This is a genomic window from Bacillus sp. CD3-5 (genome assembly GCF_006349665.1).
GTDB lineage: Bacteria > Bacillota > Bacilli > Bacillales > Bacillaceae_G > Bacillus_A > Bacillus_A paranthracis.
This window is the reverse complement of record NZ_VEPX01000012.1, coordinates 1-16,824: the sequence shown is the minus strand read 5'-3', so window position 1 is coordinate 16,824 and position 16,824 is coordinate 1. Positions and strand designations below refer to the sequence as shown.

General features: G+C 37.1%; 16 protein-coding genes. 7 read left to right on the top strand and 9 right to left on the bottom strand.

Features of this window, described 5'->3' with window-relative positions:
* Nucleotides 1–33 precede the first annotated feature (33 nt).
* The 3 genes from FH036_RS20370 (at nucleotide 34) to FH036_RS20360 (ending at nucleotide 4,824) form a co-directional block, all read left to right on the top strand.
* On the top strand, nucleotides 34–1,107 hold the full coding sequence (locus FH036_RS20370; RefSeq protein WP_000378310.1) for a glycosyltransferase family 4 protein: 1,074 nt from the start codon (nucleotides 34–36) through the stop codon (nucleotides 1,105–1,107).
* Nucleotides 1,108–1,306: 199 nt separating this feature from the next.
* A complete protein-coding gene (locus FH036_RS20365) occupies nucleotides 1,307–2,044 on the top strand; it encodes a polysaccharide deacetylase family protein (protein ID WP_000597164.1) in 738 nt (245 codons plus the stop codon).
* 104 nt (nucleotides 2,045–2,148) lie between these two features.
* Complete coding sequence (locus FH036_RS20360; RefSeq protein ID WP_139896178.1) at nucleotides 2,149–4,824, top strand: sigma-54-dependent transcriptional regulator; 2,676 nt, start codon at nucleotides 2,149–2,151, stop codon at nucleotides 4,822–4,824.
* A 217-nt stretch (nucleotides 4,825–5,041) separates the two neighbouring features.
* On the opposite strand, the gene exsM is transcribed toward FH036_RS20360, so the two are convergent.
* On the bottom strand, nucleotides 5,042–5,455 hold the full coding sequence (gene exsM, locus FH036_RS20355) for an exosporium regulatory protein ExsM (protein ID WP_000207026.1): 414 nt from the start codon (nucleotides 5,453–5,455) through the stop codon (nucleotides 5,042–5,044).
* Nucleotides 5,456–5,644: 189 nt separating this feature from the next.
* On the opposite strand from exsM, the gene FH036_RS20350 reads away from it, so the two are divergent.
* A complete protein-coding gene (locus FH036_RS20350; RefSeq protein ID WP_138320737.1) occupies nucleotides 5,645–6,826 on the top strand; it encodes a chromate transporter in 1,182 nt (393 codons plus the stop codon).
* 38 nt (nucleotides 6,827–6,864) lie between these two features.
* Here the strand turns inward: FH036_RS20350 and chbG are convergent, their stop codons facing one another.
* The 5 genes from chbG to FH036_RS20325 all read right to left on the bottom strand — a co-directional run bounded on the left by chbG (nucleotide 6,865) and on the right by FH036_RS20325 (nucleotide 11,231).
* Nucleotides 6,865–7,569 (bottom strand): chitin disaccharide deacetylase, encoded by a 705-nt coding sequence (gene chbG / locus FH036_RS20345; protein WP_139896177.1) that lies wholly within the window; start codon nucleotides 7,567–7,569, stop codon nucleotides 6,865–6,867.
* 199 nt (nucleotides 7,570–7,768) lie between these two features.
* Nucleotides 7,769–9,094, bottom strand: a complete 1,326-nt coding sequence (celF, locus tag FH036_RS20340; protein WP_139896176.1) for a 6-phospho-beta-glucosidase — start codon at nucleotides 9,092–9,094, stop codon at nucleotides 7,769–7,771.
* 3 nt (nucleotides 9,095–9,097) lie between these two features.
* A complete protein-coding gene (locus tag FH036_RS20335) occupies nucleotides 9,098–9,421 on the bottom strand; it encodes a PTS lactose/cellobiose transporter subunit IIA (protein ID WP_000989047.1) in 324 nt (107 codons plus the stop codon).
* Between the two features lie 183 nt (nucleotides 9,422–9,604).
* On the bottom strand, nucleotides 9,605–10,912 hold the full coding sequence (gene celB / locus FH036_RS20330; RefSeq protein ID WP_001168840.1) for a PTS cellobiose transporter subunit IIC: 1,308 nt from the start codon (nucleotides 10,910–10,912) through the stop codon (nucleotides 9,605–9,607).
* A gap of 16 nt (nucleotides 10,913–10,928) precedes the next feature.
* Complete coding sequence (locus tag FH036_RS20325; protein ID WP_001023569.1) at nucleotides 10,929–11,231, bottom strand: PTS sugar transporter subunit IIB; 303 nt, start codon at nucleotides 11,229–11,231, stop codon at nucleotides 10,929–10,931.
* Nucleotides 11,232–11,614: 383 nt separating this feature from the next.
* Between FH036_RS20325 and FH036_RS20320 the strand changes: the two genes are divergently transcribed.
* Together FH036_RS20320 and speD are read left to right on the top strand one after the other, a co-directional pair.
* Nucleotides 11,615–12,724 (top strand): polyamine aminopropyltransferase, encoded by a 1,110-nt coding sequence (locus FH036_RS20320; RefSeq protein WP_001123975.1) that lies wholly within the window; start codon nucleotides 11,615–11,617, stop codon nucleotides 12,722–12,724.
* 27 nt (nucleotides 12,725–12,751) lie between these two features.
* The gene (speD, locus tag FH036_RS20315) at nucleotides 12,752–13,123 is read left to right on the top strand and encodes an adenosylmethionine decarboxylase (RefSeq protein ID WP_138320731.1); all 372 of its coding nucleotides are present in this window, start codon (nucleotides 12,752–12,754) and stop codon (nucleotides 13,121–13,123) included.
* Nucleotides 13,124–13,233: 110 nt separating this feature from the next.
* On the opposite strand, the gene FH036_RS20310 is transcribed toward speD, so the two are convergent.
* From FH036_RS20310 to FH036_RS20300, 3 genes are read right to left on the bottom strand one after another with little or no spacing between them, the layout of a single operon-like run.
* Entirely contained in the window at nucleotides 13,234–13,551 is a 318-nt protein-coding gene (locus FH036_RS20310; RefSeq protein ID WP_000379634.1) for a PTS sugar transporter subunit IIA, read from the bottom strand.
* Nucleotides 13,552–13,560: 9 nt separating this feature from the next.
* Nucleotides 13,561–14,862 (bottom strand): PTS cellobiose transporter subunit IIC, encoded by a 1,302-nt coding sequence (celB, locus tag FH036_RS20305; RefSeq protein WP_000617778.1) that lies wholly within the window; start codon nucleotides 14,860–14,862, stop codon nucleotides 13,561–13,563.
* A gap of 14 nt (nucleotides 14,863–14,876) precedes the next feature.
* Complete coding sequence (locus FH036_RS20300) at nucleotides 14,877–15,179, bottom strand: PTS sugar transporter subunit IIB (RefSeq protein WP_001023546.1); 303 nt, start codon at nucleotides 15,177–15,179, stop codon at nucleotides 14,877–14,879.
* 222 nt (nucleotides 15,180–15,401) lie between these two features.
* On the opposite strand from FH036_RS20300, the gene FH036_RS20295 reads away from it, so the two are divergent.
* Nucleotides 15,402–16,619 (top strand): dicarboxylate/amino acid:cation symporter, encoded by a 1,218-nt coding sequence (locus tag FH036_RS20295; RefSeq protein WP_139896175.1) that lies wholly within the window; start codon nucleotides 15,402–15,404, stop codon nucleotides 16,617–16,619.
* The last annotated feature ends 205 nt before the right edge of the window (nucleotides 16,620–16,824 follow it).

Sequence of the window (16,824 nt, the reverse complement as noted above, 5' to 3'; positions counted from 1 at the left end):
AATTACGTTAGACTATAAAAGGGTGGGGTATTAATGGACTCACAAGTGATTTATGCCATTTTGGCATCTTTCATCACTGTACTCGTCGTTACTCCTTTAGTTATTAAGTTAGCTTTTAAAATAGGAGCAACAGATAAGCCAAACGCGCGTAAAGTGCACCAAAAGATTATGCCTCGTCTTGGCGGGTTAGCAATATTTATTGGTGTGGCTGTTGGATTTGTTGTCGGTGGCTTATACGAACAAAGAATGTTATCGATAACGCTAGGTGCGATTATCATTGTAATCATCGGTATTTTAGATGATATGTACGAGTTATCTGCGAAGGTAAAATTCGGTGGACAACTATTAGTTGCCATTATGATTGTAAAAAGTGGATTATTAGTGCAAGTATTATATATTCCAATCCTCGGGGATACTGAACTTGGATGGCTTGCTTACCCAATTACAGTATTTTGGATTGTAGGTATTACAAATGCAATCAACTTAATTGACGGCTTAGATGGATTATCCGCTGGTATTTCATCTATCGTACTGGCAACGCTAGCATACATGGCCTTCACTAGCCCATGGGGTACTGGAACGGCTATCATTTTACCTCTAGCACTAATTGCACTTGCAAGTACAATTGGATTTTTATTCTACAACTTCCATCCAGCAAAAATTTTCATGGGAGATACAGGAGCACTATTTTTAGGATACTGTATTTCTGTTATATCGTTACTCGGATTATACAAAAGTGTAACGCTATTCAGCTTTATCGTTCCAGTTATCATTTTAGGCGTGCCTGTATTTGATACGACATTTGCAATTATCCGTCGTATCGTAAATAAAAAACCTATTTCAGCACCAGATAAGTCGCATTTACATCACCGTTTACTTGCAATGGGCTTCTCTCATCGTAAAACGGTACTAATTATATACGCATTCGGTATTTTCTTTAGTGTAAATGCAATCATTTTCTCTAGTGCGACATTATGGTTATCCATTATTCTTCTTTTCGTTTTAATCTTCTTTACAGAGATTATTGCTGAAGTAATTGGACTTGTACATGAACGTTACAAACCACTTATTTCCTTTTATAAAAAAGTGAAAAAACGCGAAGACTAATTGTAGTATAGCCTTTACTATTATGAAATATTCAAATAGCATCCTCTTTCTTATAAGAGGATGCTATTTTTATTCATTATTTTATATTTCCAAAATATAGCTTGTTTGAGAGTTCCACTATTGGAGAAAGATATACATAATAAGAAAAGGATTATATTTTCTTTTTTACATCTTGATTGTCAAACTGAGGGTGAATGTTATGATCAAGCGAGTATTTCAATACATTATTTTATTTTTAACGATTACTATGTACGCGTCATCTCATGCAGGAGCAACTACCATTCCCCCTGCTGAACATCATCCAAATACCGAAACTACCTCTTCTACCCAAAAAATCGCGTACTTAACATTTGATGACGGACCAAACAAATATACTACGCAAATTTTAAACATCTTAAAAGAAAAGAACGGAAAAGCAACTTTCTTTGTTATTGGTGGAAAAGTACCACATTATAAAAAGACAATGCAACGATTAATTAAAGATGGACATTATATCGGACTTCACAGTATGTCCCATGATGTAAAACGCCTTTACACTGGTGACCCATCTACTTTAATTACAGAAATGGAACAAGCACAAAGCATCGTTCAGCAAGTTACAAAATTAAATTCACATCTCGTTCGTGTCCCGTATGGTAGCATGCCTTACTTAAAAAAGAATTACCGTGATGCACTTGTATCAGCCCAGTATAAAATGTGGGATTGGACAATCGATACATACGACTGGAAAAGCTATGATAATCCTTCTGCCATACTAGAAAGGGTACGTAACCAGAGCGATGAACAAGTCGAAGTAATTTTAATGCATGATTCGAGTGTAACCGTACAAATACTGCCACAAGTAATTGATTACTTACAGTCACAAGGATACAAGCTTCTTCCCTATAATCCATCTTCTCATCTCGAAGTAAACTTTTGGAAAGACACAAGATTGTAACAGCTTTAGTGCCTATGTGCTAAAGCTGTTTTATTTTTCTCTTCCCACCCTTCCCATTTTTGTGTAAAATTTTAAATAGTGATGAAGTTTCGAGGTGAATAGAAATGAAACGAATAGATCTCATTTTTAACGCAATACAAAAAGGCAATTATACAGAAGGTGTAACTGCATCAGAACTCGCTACCCTGTTGCAGCTAGATCGAGCCAATGTAAGTAGCGACTTAAACAAACTCGTAAAAGATAAACGTTTATTAAAAACAAATACGCGTCCTGTTCGTTTTTATATAGAAACGAACACTTCGTTGGAAACGCATTCAAAAGAAGTAACTTCATTAGATACATTTGCAGTTGAAAATACGAGCCTTAAAATCGCAATCGAAAAAGCGAAAGCTTCTATTCTCTATCCTCCAAACGGTATGCATACTTTACTGCTCGGAGAAACAGGCGTCGGAAAATCCATGTTTGCTTCTTTAATGCACGAATATGCAATTGAAGTTGAACAGCTTCCTAAAAATGCACCATTTATCGTCTTTAACTGTGCTGATTATGCAAATAACCCACAGCTACTACTCGGGCAATTATTTGGGATTAAAAAAGGAGCGTATACAGGGGCAAGTGATCAAAAAGGGTTAATTGAAAAAGCACATGAAGGAATCCTTTTCTTAGATGAGGTACATCGCCTTCCTCCAGAGGGACAAGAAATGCTTTTCACCTTTATTGACCGCGGAGTATATCGCCGCCTTGGAGAAACAGAAAACGAACGTAAAGCACAAGTATTGATCATTACTGCAACAACAGAAGAACCAAATTCATTTTTATTAAAAACATTTACAAGACGTATACCGATGACTGTCACGCTACCACCACTTCGTGAGCGTACACATAAAGAACGTTTTGCTTTACTGCAACTATTTTTCACAAACGAAGCAATTCGCTTGCGAAAAGAAATTCACGTTAGTCCGAATACAATGCGTGCTTTCGTCTTTTACAATTGTCCCAATAACATCGGCCAATTAAAAACGGATGTACAAATTGCCTGTGCGAAAGCCTATTCTGACTTCGTGACAAAGAAACGTGATTCTGTCTATGTTTCAAGCACAGACTTACCTTGGTATATGAAAGAAGGACTATTCATTGAAAGAAAGAGCCGTCATCTATACCAAATACCGAATGAAACATTTATATTTACAGGTGATGAAGGTTGGAGTAATCATAAAATAGAAAATGAAAAACAGTCTTCTATTTACGATTATATTGACTATAAATATGAAGAACTTCAAGCTCGTGGTATTGAAGAGGAAGAATTAGAATTACTAATAGAAAATGATATTCAAAGCTTTTTCGTACAATATTTTAACCAAATGTCAAAAAAGACAAGTCATGAAAATGTTTTTAAAATTGTAGATCGTAATATCGTTTCCGTTTGTGAAAAAATTGCTGAACTTGCTGAAAAACATTTATCCAAGACGTTCGATGAAAAAGTATTTCTCGCTTTAAGTTTACATGTACAGACAACTCTACAACGTTTACAGGCTGGAAAACAAATTCATCACCCACAATTAAATCAAATTCGTACGAAATATAAAGAAGCTTTTTCCGTAGCTATGCAATGCATTCAACTACTGGAAGACGAATTACAAATAACAATGCCTATCGATGAAGCAGGCTTTTTAACAATGTTCTTCGTTGTTGATCCAATTCCTGCCTCACAAACAGAAGTAAAAGTATTAATATTAGCGCACGGCAACGGCATAGCAACAGAAATGGCAAACGTCGCAAATGAACTGCTCGGCATTGAAGAAGTAACCGGTATCGATATGCCGTTACATGAATCGCCGAAAGATTTCTTAGAGCGTGTGAAAGTGTATATGAAAACACTCCAAAATGTAAACGGGCTTCTCTTACTCGTTGATATGGGATCTCTCGCTTATATTGGTGATATATTAGAAACTGAGTTCAAAATTCCAGTGCGTGTTCTTTCCATGACAAGCACTCCACATGCACTAGAAGCGGCTCGAAAAGCTCAGCTTGGCTACTCGTTAGATGCATTATATGAAACGGTGAAGAACTTAACACCGTTTTACTTAAACGTACAAGAAGAAAAGAAAAAACCACTATCACCAATGAAATCTGTTATTTTGACAGCTTGTTTAACTGGGGAAGGCAGTGCTTTAGCTATTCAAAAAATGTTGGAGAACTATTTGCGATTTGACAAAGACTTAATTGAAATCATTCCGATTAGTATCGTCCATGAAAAAGATTTAACGAAAATGATTGAGAACATAAAAAAAGAGCGGAACATTATTTGTATCGTCACGAATTTCGATGTACAAGTGCCATGCTTAACATATCATTTCCAAGACATTGTAAACTACACAGCGATTCAGCCAATTCAAGAATTAATTACGTACGAAGAAACATATGCAAAAATGGCTGATATTCTTGAACAACAAATGCAGCGTAACGACGGAGCATTACTTATTAAAACGATCCGTTACGCATTGAATACAATTCAAGAATTAATTTCCTTACAGCTAACTCCTGACAGTTTAATGGGTGTTATTCTGCATATGAGCTGTATGGTTGACCGTCTTCAAAAGGGAGAAAGCCTCCTCCCTCATCCAGATAAAGAGAAACGAAGACAAGATGAATACTGGATGTATATGAAAGTAAAAAAAGCATTGCAGCCAATTGAAAATACATTTGAAATACAAATACCTGATGACGAAGTGTTTTATGTTATGGACTTCTTCATTAAAAATCAGCCTGTAAAAAATTAATCGTGGCAATTTTTAGTATATCGACTGTAACTCGGATTATATCAGCGATTTTTCAAATATATCGGCGCAACTCGGATTATATCAGCGATTTTTCAAATATATCGGCGCAACTCAGATTATATCAGCGATTTTCAATATATATCGATTTACCAACAATAATCGACAATATTAGCAACTTATAGAAAAAGGCTGTTCCAAAATATGGACAGCCTTTTTTCTACTTCTTTACCTTCCTGATTCTCCCCCTGATTTCACCCTTCTTATTGGGCTTCGTATACACATTTACATATGCATTCGCCTGAATGATTTCTTGCAGTAAGCTATCAAACGCTCGCCCCTGTAAAGGCCCTTCAAAATCCCCCACATTAACTACACCAGTGACGACTCCTTCATTAACACTAATACCTTGCTTTAATGGACCAAATAAACTTAAAACAATTGGACCAATTTGATTTGCTTTCCCTAAATGAATTTGGCATGATGTAACTTTTTCGATGTTTTTCAATATGATCCGGTACTGCAACTTCTTTAAATCCTCACTAAATATAAACTCTGCTACGCCATAAGCTTCTGTATTTACAGGAGGTATTTCCCTCTTACCTGTTAACCTCGCAAAGAAATGTGTTGTCATACGGGCATTCTCCTTATATAAATTTCCCAGCACTACTTCTACTACTTTATGGTTTATACATAATCATTTATGACTTTTTCAAGTGTTAATTACGAAGAAAAGATTCACATAATCTTTACATTAGAATCATTCCTTTTGCTTTACTACCTCTTGTATAATGCACTTAGAAAAACATTCTAGGAGGTCATTTTGAAAAAAAACAAATACATTTTTCATACATTATTAGAGATTTTTCTCGTTTCATTTAAATTAGGAATTACTTCATTTGGTGGCCCTGTAGCCCATCTTGGGTATTTCCACCACGAATATGTGCAAAAAAGGAAATGGATGGATGAACGGAGCTATGGAGATTTAGTAGCACTATGTCAATTCCTCCCTGGTCCTGCTAGCAGCCAAGTCGGTATGGGCGTTGGATTATTAAGAGGCGGGGTATTCGGAGCTATTATTTCATGGATTGGATTCACTTTACCGTCTGTGCTTGTTTTAGTTTTCTTCGCCTCATTCCTTAATCAGTTCGACCTTGGAAGTGCTGGCTGGATTCATGGACTAAAACTTGTAGCAGTCGCTATTGTCGCTCATGCAATATGGGGAATGGCGCAAAAATTAACGCCAGACCGAAATCGTGCGACGATTGCAATTGCAACTGCCGCAATCGCCTTATTATGGCCAAGTAGCTGGACACAAGTCATTCTCATTATCATATCTGGCTTTATCGGCTGGTTTTTATATCGCAACCAACCAATTAGTCAATCTCAACATATAAAAGTACCTATTTCAAAAAAGATAGCAGTTTCTTGTCTCGTCTTATTCTTCGGATTATTACTACTGCTACCAATATTAAGACCGTTCTCTTATTACATCGCTTTATTTGATAGTTTCTATCGCTCTGGCGCACTTGTATTTGGGGGCGGACACGTCGTACTCCCCCTTCTTGAAGGTGAGTTCGTACAAAACGGAATGATGACAAAAGAACAGTTTCTAGCTGGATACGGATTAACACAAGCAATGCCAGGACCACTGTTTACATTCGCTTCTTATATAGGAGCAGTGTTAAACGGAACGCTTGGAGTAATACTCGCAACAATTGCGATCTTTCTTCCTGCTTTCTTACTCGTTATTGGTGTTTTACCCTTTTGGGACAATGTGAGAAAAATATCTTTCATACAAGGCGCACTACTTGGAGTCAATGCGGCTGTTGTTGGTATTTTAATTGCCGCTTTTTATAATCCGATTTGGACAAGCACAATTATGAACGCTGTAGATTTTGTTTTTGCGTCTCTTCTATTTTGCTTGCTCGCTTTTTGGAAAACACCACCTTGGGTTATCGTTATACTTGGAGTCTTTGGCGGATATATTCTATCCATTTTGTAAATAAAAAAAGACGGCATAATGTAGCCGTCTTTTTTCTATTAAAACTTTACAAGCTCTATTCCTTCAGGCAACTCACTCTCTGTTAAAATACGCAATTCTTTCACGCGATCCATTACGTAAGAAGAACGCTTCACAAGCTCTGGGTCAATATAAGCTGGATGAACCATAATTTCTACCGTTTGTTCACTTTGTACTCTTTCTTTTAACTTCACGAAGTAATCTTCCGTCACACCATCTGCGTAAAAATCACTATAAAACACGTCAGAAAATGGACGCACCGCTCGCTCTTCTTCACAACGACGAATTGGAACATTATATATAGCAGCTAACCTTTCCAGAACATCGTGCAAAATCGGTAATCCGTGCACATGGTGATGACTATCTAAATGAGTTGGCGTTAATCCGTAAGATAAGAATTTCTCAATTTGGGCAGTCCATTCTCGCTCGACTTCCTCTGGATTTACGTTCCCTTCCCATACGATGCTTTGTTTATGAAACAATCCATCGCTACTTACAAGTGATGGTACGTCTCCAAGAAGCGGCTTACCTGCTGTTAATACGAGATGTACGCCTACTCCTAATGTTTTATACTCTTTTGCTAAGCGTACCGCATGCTCTGTTCCTGGCATATTCATCATCATCGTCGTTGAATTTACAAGTCCATTTATATGCCCATCAATAATACCGTAATTTGTACCTTCTGTAAGACCGAAATCATCTGCATTTACAATTAATTTAATCATCGTAATACCTCCTAATAAAGTGAAACTTTAATCAGTGGGGGGTCTTCACCCCCCACTGATTATTAGTTGAACCAATCGGACTTTTATGGGCAGCCCGACCCCCACCTAATTTCTTTGCTTTCGCTGAATTTTGAGGTAGGGGTCTTACTGCCCATTAAAGTGGGATAGAATAAAAAAAGCGGGCTAAATAGCGCCGCTTTTATTTCTCTACCTTTTTGAAGAACTGCGGAAGATATTCTTTATGCGCTTCCAACATTTCATCTAAAATTTGTTTTGCCACTTTATCTGATGGTACAAGTGGATTAATTGTCATAGCAAGCAGCGCTTTATGATAATCCCCTGTAACAGCAGCTTCAATTGTTGTGCGCTCAAATGATTTAATTTGTTGTACTAAACCGCGAACTGGTACTGGAAGATCTCCAACTGCAATTGGTTTTGGACCTTCTTTCGTAATAATACAGTTCACTTCAACAGCCGAATCATGTGGCAAGCTTGCAATTGTTCCGTTGTTTCGTGTATTAACAGGCTGGATATCACCTTTATTATTATAAATAGACGTAATTAAGCTACATGCTGCGTCACTATAATAAGCGCCTCCACGTTTTTCTAATTGTGGTGGTTTAATATCTAAATTCGGGTCTTTATATAACTCGAATAAATCATCTTCTAATTGTTTTACTACTTCTGCACGTGTACCTTTTTCAACCGAAGCTTCTTTCTCTTCTTCTAGCATTTCACGTGTTTTGTAGTAGTAACGATGGTATGGACATGGAATTGCACGAAGGCCGCGAATAAAGTCTGGCTCCCAGTTAAGCGCAGCGATATTTTCCATCGTAATTTGCTTTTCTGGATCTGTTACAAGTTCTAACACACGATCCATTACACTTACGCCATCTAAATATACGTCTAATCCATATACCATGTGATTTAAACCTGCGAAGTCAACGTGTACACGACTCGCATCTACTTCAAGTAATTTTGCAAGACCCATACGAATTCCGATTGGAACGTTACATAGACCAACTACTCTTTCAATATTTGTATAACGAAGAACAGCTTCTGTTACCATACCAGCTGGGTTTGCAAAGTTAATTAACCATGCTTTCGGACAAAGTTCCTCCATATCCTTACAAATGTCTAAAATGACAGGAATCGTTCTCAACGCTTTGAATAAACCACCAGGACCATTCGTTTCCTGACCGATTACATCATATTTTAACGGAATCGCTTCATCTTTTGCACGAGCTTCTAATAAACCTACGCGAAGCTGCGTCGTTACGAAATCAGCATCTTTTAATGCTTCGCGACGATCAAGCGTTAAATGTACCTCAATTGGTAAACCAGATTTTTTCACCATACGTTTCGCTAAGTTACCAACGATTTCTAACTTTTCTTTTCCTGCCTCAATATCTACTAACCAAATTTCACGAACAGGAAGCTCATCATAACGCTTAATAAATCCTTCAATTAACTCTGGTGTATAACTAGATCCACCGCCGATTGTAGCAATTTTAATTCCAGTCATGCTTTATTCCCCTTTCGCTTCAAGCTTTTTATAAAGATCGATAAACTCTGCTGCTAATTCTTTTACTGTAATCGCATTCATTAAATGATCTTGTGCGTGAATTAAAAGAACACTAATCTCTGTTTTTTCTCCTCTTGCTTCTGATTGTATGAGCTCCGTTTGAAAATGATGCGCTTCATTAATCGCTTCTTTCGCCTTTGCCATCGCTTCATCAGCTTCTGCCATTTTCCCCTGTTTGGCAAATTGAAGTGCCTCCATTGCAAAGCTTCGTGCATTACCACTATTTAAAATCAATTGGAATGGAATTTGTTCTGCTGTAGTCATCAAAATTACCGCCCTCTCTATTATCGTTCAACCGACTTACATACCCCTTCAGTTTGAACATTTCTATTAAAATATTAATTTATGAATGATAGTTTGGTGTTCTTGTAGATGAGTATCATCTTTTTGAACATGATATAAAGGTTAGTTGTTCTGACGAGCTATAAAAACTCGTCAGAACAATACTTTTTAAAGTGATACTGAATTGTCATTTCCTTTTGTTTCAGCTTTTGCAGCTTGTACATAAGTACGGTCACACATTAATACAAATGGATAGTAAATTACTACCGCAATTGCAAAGTTCACTACTTGTAATGCTGCACCAGCAATGCTTCCGCCCGCTACAAGATAACCACTAAAGATTGGTGGCATTGTCCATGGAACTAAAGCAACTGTTTTTGGTACCCATCCTAAAGAGATTGCTGTATAAGAAGTAATAACTAATACCACTGGTGTAAGTACAAATGGAATAATTAATGCTGGATTTAATACAATTGGTGTACCGAAAATAACTGGTTCGTTAATATTGAAGAAACCAGGTCCGATAGATACGCGACCTACACCGCGAAGCTGCGCACTTTTTGCAACAAGCATTACTGCAACTAAGAATGCTAATGTTGCACCAGATCCACCGATATATACATATACATCAAAGAATGGTTTTGTGAAGATGTGCGGTACATCATATGCAGACATACCATCGTTAAATAATTTAATATTCTTTTCTAATGCTGGTAAATAAATTGGGTCAATAATACCACCAACGATATTAGGACCATGTAATCCGAAGAACCATAATACGTGAATAAGTAATGCTACAATAATTGCACTTGGTAATGTACCTGCTAAACCTTGTAATGGTACTTGAATTGTTTCAAATACGATTTTATGAATGCTTGTTCCTGCTAATTTCACTGCTAATTGAATACTTGCTGTTACGATTAAAATAACGAATGCTGGAACTAATGCTGCGAATGATTTCATTACTGCTGGTGGAACACCATCTGGCATTTTAATTGTAATATCTCTTTGAACAAAGAATCTAAATGCCTCTGTTACAAGAAGAGCTACAATTATAGAAACGAATAAACCTTGTGATCCAGTCCATGCTAAATCAATACCGCCTTCTTTTGGCGTTGTCGGAGAAATAATGATTAATGCACCGAATGTAATGATTGCTGCTGACAACGCGTCAACGCCGTAAGATTTCGCTAAATTATAACTTATCCCTACTGCGACTATGAGGGCGAGTATAGCGAAGGAACCTGCCCACATACCGCCGCCGATATCTTTCCAAACTTCCCCGAATGCACCTTTCATAAATTTTTGGAATGCATCCACTGGTAAGTTATTAATAAGTATTGCAAATGATCCAACTAAAATAAGTGGCATAACGGCGATAAATCCATCACGGATCGCAACTAAGTGGCGCTGCGATCCAATTCTACCTGCGATTGGGACTAAATATTTCTCCATAAATGCAATAAACTTTTGCATTTTACTTCCCCCCTAATTATTTTTTAAGTGTTAATGCGTGATCTAAAACTGCTTCTCCATTCATCATGCCGTAGTGCATTGGATTGATAACGTCGATTCCAACGTTTCTCTCATCAGCGAGCGTTTTCATTGAAGAAAGCATGTAACGAACTTGTGGTCCTAATAATAATACGTCTGCTTGATCGATATTTGTTTTTACTGCATCCCCAGATACAGCCCAAATCTTTCCTTCTAAACCGCGAGCTTTTGCAGCCGCTTCCATTTTTGTAACTAGTAAACTTGTAGACATCCCTGCTGAGCAACATAATAAAATATTCATTTGAAAATCCCCCTTGTGTAGTATAAAAAATTTATATTTTATTTATTTTTCTTTACGCTATTTATTAATGCAATTAGCGTGCCAACTTTTTAAAACCACTAAATTCAGCACTTTTTCGACCATTTTCTTTGTGTGTTAACGCTTTCAATTAGTGTGTCGACCAAAAAACACACAGTGTGTTATAAAACAACACGCTTTTAACACATAACTGTATGAAAATAGATTAGTGTTTAGTTGTCTAGTTGTGCTTAAAACAAAAAAACACTAAAAAAATTTTTTTAGCGTGAAAATCTATTAAAAAAACTCCTCTATCTATTGTCCAAGCAAACTCTACTAAATCACATAGAATAGAGTAAAGTAACACAATTCGAAAGGGGATTCCTATGCCAAAACATAGAAAACAAAGCAAAATAAAGATTTATAGAATAACAAGCTATAAAAAAGACAAACGTTCTGAATTAGACTCTAACAAATTTGAACTAGAACAGCAGGAAATAGAAAATAAGCAGGACAAGCACGGTAAACAAGGCAAACAAGACAAACAGGATAAACAGGACAAGCAAGCACAAACGGAAAATGTAGTCATAGTACCCACGGATTCACACAACCTAGATATATGGGATGAAATTTCTTTAAAAGAAATACAAGCTGGTGAACATACAAGTTTATTGAATGAAAAAAGCAATTATCAAAATATTCATTTGCTACAAGTAAGCGATATCCGTTTATATTTGGACAAGCAACTACAATTCAGTTCCGTCGATGAGCAAATTTATCATGAAGCACTTGTACATCCAATTATGTCAAAAGTAATTGATCCAAAACGTGTTCTCATATTAGGTGGTGGCGATGGTCTTGCCCTGCGAGAAGTTTTGAAATATGAAACTGTGCTACATGTAGACCTTGTTGATTTAGATGAGGCAATAATTAATATGGCACGTAATGTTCCAGAAATAGTATCTTTAAACAACAATGCATTTTTGGATAGTCGCGTGAATGTGCACGTATGTGATGCGAAAGAATTTCTAAATTCTCCTTCATCCTTATACGATGTAATTATTATTGATTTTCCTGATCCAGCAACAGAAATTTTAAGTACTTTATATACAAGCGAACTTTTTGCTCGGATAGCTACATTCTTAACAGAAGATGGTGCATTCGTCTGCCAATCTAATTCACCTGCTGATGCACCTCTTGTATATTGGAGTATCGGTAATACAATTGAACATGCGGGATTAACTGTGAAAAGTTATCATACAATCGTTCCTTCTTTCGGAACTGACTGGGGATTTCATATTGCCGCTAATTCTGCCTATGTACTCGATCAAATTGAGCAATTATACGTAGTGCCAACACCTCGAACATTACCTTCTCTTCTTTCTCCTTTATTTCAATTTAGAGAAGAACATTTAGAACAACGTAATCTCGCTCTTTTAAACTCAGAATCGAATCTTGTCCTACATCAATGTTACAAACAGGAAATGGAATTTTAACAACATTATAGTAAGGAGCGTTACCTTATGGAATATTCTACTTTCGGTAAGCATATAATAGTAGATTTATGGGGAGTGGATTTTTCCCTATTAGATGATATTTACTTTTTAGAACATCATTTAGTCCACGCTGCTGATCAATCTGGTGCCCACGTTTTAAACGTAAGTACAAAAGAATTCGATCCACATGGTGTTACTGTTTTAGTTTTACTATCTGAAAGCCACCTTTCTATTCACACTTATCCAGAAAAAAATTTTGCAGCCATTGACTGTTACACGTGCGGTACAACCGTTGAACCGCAAATAGCGATTGATTATATCGTAAGTATATTGAAACCAAATGAGATGCATATAAAAAGATTAATTCGTGGTATAGGAGAAATTGTTACTGTCGATTAAATATCACTCTTACTCATTTGTAAAAAGGAGGATTGTAAATACCATCAGTGGAACACATATTCCACTGATGGTCCAGACACATACATAAAAAAACCTTGCATACGCAAGGTTCATTCAGCTACCGACATCTTCTTATATAATTCTACAAATTCACTCGCTAATTCCTTCACCGTAATTGCATTCATTAAATGATCTTGTGCGTGCACCATCAAAAGGGTAACTTCGGTCTTTTCCCCACCAGCTTCTTTCTGTATGAGATCCGTCTGTACACGGTGCGCCTCTTTTAATTCTTCTAACGCTTCTTGTAATTTCGCTTCTGCTTCTGTAAATTCTCCACGCTTTGCGCAATCAATTGCTTCCATTGAACAACTTCTCGCATTTCCCCCATGCAAGATTAAGTGAAAGGCCTTCGTTTCTATCGTATCCATTTTAGTTCTTTACTCCCCCTTTTCTTCCGCTACTTTTTGTTTATCCCATATTTTTAAGAACGGTAAATAAATGAAGAATGCAAGCGCAAAGTTAACAAGTTGTAAAATAACACCTGAAAGTTTCCCGCCCGATCCTAAATATCCACTAAAAAGAATCGGTGTCGTCCAAGGTACAGCAGCTCCGCTCGGACGAGCAACTAATCCCCATTCCATTGCAAAGTAAGAAACAATTGTTAATACAACTGGAACCAAAATAAATGGAATTAATAAAATTGGGTTCATGACAATTGGCATCCCAAAAGTTACCATCTCATTAATATTAAATATACCAGGCGCAATTGACAATCTACCTATACTTTTTAATTGCTGACTTCGCGCGAATAATAACATTCCTACAACTAAAGCAAGTGTTGCACCGGAACCGCCCATATAAATCCATAAATCAAAAAACTGCGCGGTAATCGTATTGGGTACATCTTGACCGGCTTGAAAAGCAATTCGATTTTGATCCATTAACGATAACCAAATCGGGCTCATTACACCCCCAACAATTGCAGCACCATGAATTCCGCACGCCCAAAGAACATGGACAATAATAACTGCAATTACTGCGCCCCAAAGACTAGCCCCCAGTACACTAAGCGGCTCTTGCAACAACTTCCCTACAACATTATGAATACTACCAAAAGTCGTGTGTTCAAAAATTAATCTAATAATCCAAACAACTGTCACAACAATAAATCCTGGAATAAGTGCTGCAAATGAACGCGTTACTGCTGGTGGAACTGTCTCAGGCATTTTTATAATCATCTTTTTCTGTACAATAAATCGATAAATTTCAGTAGATATAATTGCAATAATCATCGCCACAAACAGTCCTTGACTTCCCATTAATGCAGCCGGGATTGCTCCATCTACAATTACACTTTCTTTCGTGCTTGGTATGATATATGCAACTTGAAAGGGCGTTGCAAGTAAAAATGTCACAAGCGACAATGCCCCGGATGCTAAAGCATCTACTTTATAATATTCTCCAAGCCTGTAAGCGATTCCAAAAACAGCTATTAAAGCCATTATATTAAAAGTTGCACTAACTGGATACCCTAATGCTATGTTCCACTTTTCTCCAAACAAACCTGCCATAAAATCATTATATCCTGGTATCGGCAACGCACTAATGATAAGGAAAAATGATCCAATAATTAAGAATGGCATCGTCAAAATAATTCCATCACGAATTGCTTGCAAATGCCTCTGTTCTGCAACCTTTCCTGCTACCGGCATTACATATTTCTCTAAAAACCGTATCATCTATCCCACTCTCCTCATGGTTTCATTGACAAAGCTGCTTGCAAGATAGCTTCTCCATTACAAAGTCCGTAATGGACGGATTGAATGACATCAACAGGTACTCCTTTCTCCTTACATAATTCTTTCATTTTCGGTAATAAATAACGTACTTGTGGCCCAAGTAAAAGTACATCGGCTTTATCAATATGGCTATTTACTTCAGAACCTGATACAGCCCAAATCTTTACCTCTATTCCTCTTGCCTCTGCTGCTTTCTCCATTTTCGTAACAATTAAACTGGAAGACATTCCCGCTGCACAGCAAAGCAAAATATTCATCCCTTTTCCCTCCCCCTTTTTCCAAACCTAAGTCACGGTGCATCCTTTGCCACCACTAGGTTACAAATATATATGTCTAGATTTCCTACTGTATGCCGAGCTTAAAAACAAAAATTTCTCGGTTTTCACGCTATTCCATCTATCATTATTCTCCTAGTAAAGAAGACGCTAACTCGCTATAATAATTCAGTATGATTTTTTAATTGATAGGAGGATATATTTATGAAGGCATATCGCTTTCCACTTATTTTATTATCTTCTATCCTAATTGGTGGTTTCATTGGTTATTTCATGGGTGCCGATGCAGTTGCTTTAAAGCCGCTTGGTGACATTTTCTTAAACTTAATGTTTACGATTGTTGTACCGTTAGTGTTCTTTAGCATCGCGTCATCTATTGCTAATATGGATGGATTAAAACGTTTCGGTAAAATTATGTCTAGTATGGCTGGGACTTTCTTATTTACAAGTATTTTAGCTGCTATTTTTATGATTATTGTCGTGAAAGTATTCCCGCCAGCACAAGGTGTTGTATTAGAACTAACCCAACCTGACAAAGCTGAAAAAGCAATTAGTGTTGCAGATCAAATCGTCGGTATTCTAACAGTATCTGACTTCTCGAAGTTACTATCTCGTGAAAATATGTTAGCTCTTATTTTCTTCTCTATTTTAATGGGGATTGCAACTTCAGCAGTTGGTGAAAAAGGAAAACCATTCGCTACATTCTTACAAGCTGGTGCAGAAATTTCAATGAAAGTCGTATCTTTCATTATGTACTACGCTCCAATCGGACTTGCTGCTTACTTCGCAGCATTAGTTGGTGAATTCGGACCGCAGCTTCTTGGAACTTACTTCCGAGCAGCAATGGTATACTATCCAGCATCTCTCATTTACTTCTTTGTCTTCTTTACGTTTTATGCATACCTTGCAGGTCGCAAGCAAGGTGTACAAGTATTTTGGAAGAACATGGTCTCTCCTACAGTTACATCTCTTGCAACTTGTAGTAGTGCTGCAAGTATTCCAGCGAACTTAGAAGCAACGAAGAAAATGGGTATTTCTTCTGACGTTCGTGAAACAGTTATCCTTCTTGGATCTACACTTCATAAAGACGGCTCTGTTTTAGGGGGCGTATTAAAAATTGCTTTCTTATTCGGTATTTTCAACATGGAATTCGAAGGACCGAAAACATTAGCAATCGCACTTGTTGTTTCTCTATTAGTAGGAACAGTAATGGGCGCTATTCCAGGCGGCGGTATGATTGGTGAAATGTTAATCGTTTCTCTATACGGCTTCCCGCCAGAAGCATTGCCAATTATCGCAGCAATTAGTACAATCATTGATCCTCCTGCAACGATGTTAAACGTAACAGCAGATAACGCTTGTGCCGTAATGACAGCTCGCCTTGTAGAAGGTAAGAACTGGATCAAAAACAAATTTGCTTAATAGATAGAAAGAGGATGCTCGGTGTGAGCATCCTCTTTTTGTCGTTATTTGTTGATAAGTCGATATCCCTTGTCGAAACGTCGATATATTGAAAAAATCGTTGATATATTTGAAGTTATGAACGATATATCGGTTCCGTCAAGAAGTCTGTGTAATTTGATAAGGCCCAATACATTGGTTTATCCAGTATGAATTTATAATGATT

Excerpts from the sequence above, each read along its gene's own strand:
- speD (WP_138320731.1), top strand. The coding sequence starts at position 12,752 with ATGGAATATTCTACTTTCGGTAAGCATATAATAGTAGATTTATGGGGA.
- celF (WP_139896176.1), bottom strand. The coding sequence starts at position 9,094 with ATGACTGGAATTAAAATTGCTACAATCGGCGGTGGATCTAGTTATACA.
- FH036_RS20300 (WP_001023546.1), bottom strand. The coding sequence starts at position 15,179 with ATGAATATTTTGCTTTGCTGTGCAGCGGGAATGTCTTCCAGTTTAATT.
- FH036_RS20325 (WP_001023569.1), bottom strand. The coding sequence starts at position 11,231 with ATGAATATTTTATTATGTTGCTCAGCAGGGATGTCTACAAGTTTACTA.
- FH036_RS20320 (WP_001123975.1), top strand. The coding sequence starts at position 11,615 with ATGCCAAAACATAGAAAACAAAGCAAAATAAAGATTTATAGAATAACA.
- FH036_RS20370 (WP_000378310.1), top strand. The coding sequence starts at position 34 with ATGGACTCACAAGTGATTTATGCCATTTTGGCATCTTTCATCACTGTA.
- celB (WP_000617778.1), bottom strand. The coding sequence starts at position 14,862 with ATGATACGGTTTTTAGAGAAATATGTAATGCCGGTAGCAGGAAAGGTT.
- celB (WP_001168840.1), bottom strand. The coding sequence starts at position 10,912 with ATGCAAAAGTTTATTGCATTTATGGAGAAATATTTAGTCCCAATCGCA.
- FH036_RS20310 (WP_000379634.1), bottom strand. The coding sequence starts at position 13,551 with ATGGATACGATAGAAACGAAGGCCTTTCACTTAATCTTGCATGGGGGA.
- FH036_RS20360 (WP_139896178.1), top strand. The coding sequence starts at position 2,149 with ATGAAACGAATAGATCTCATTTTTAACGCAATACAAAAAGGCAATTAT.
- exsM (WP_000207026.1), bottom strand. The coding sequence starts at position 5,455 with ATGACAACACATTTCTTTGCGAGGTTAACAGGTAAGAGGGAAATACCT.
- FH036_RS20295 (WP_139896175.1), top strand. The coding sequence starts at position 15,402 with ATGAAGGCATATCGCTTTCCACTTATTTTATTATCTTCTATCCTAATT.
- chbG (WP_139896177.1), bottom strand. The coding sequence starts at position 7,569 with ATGATTAAATTAATTGTAAATGCAGATGATTTCGGTCTTACAGAAGGT.
- FH036_RS20365 (WP_000597164.1), top strand. The coding sequence starts at position 1,307 with ATGATCAAGCGAGTATTTCAATACATTATTTTATTTTTAACGATTACT.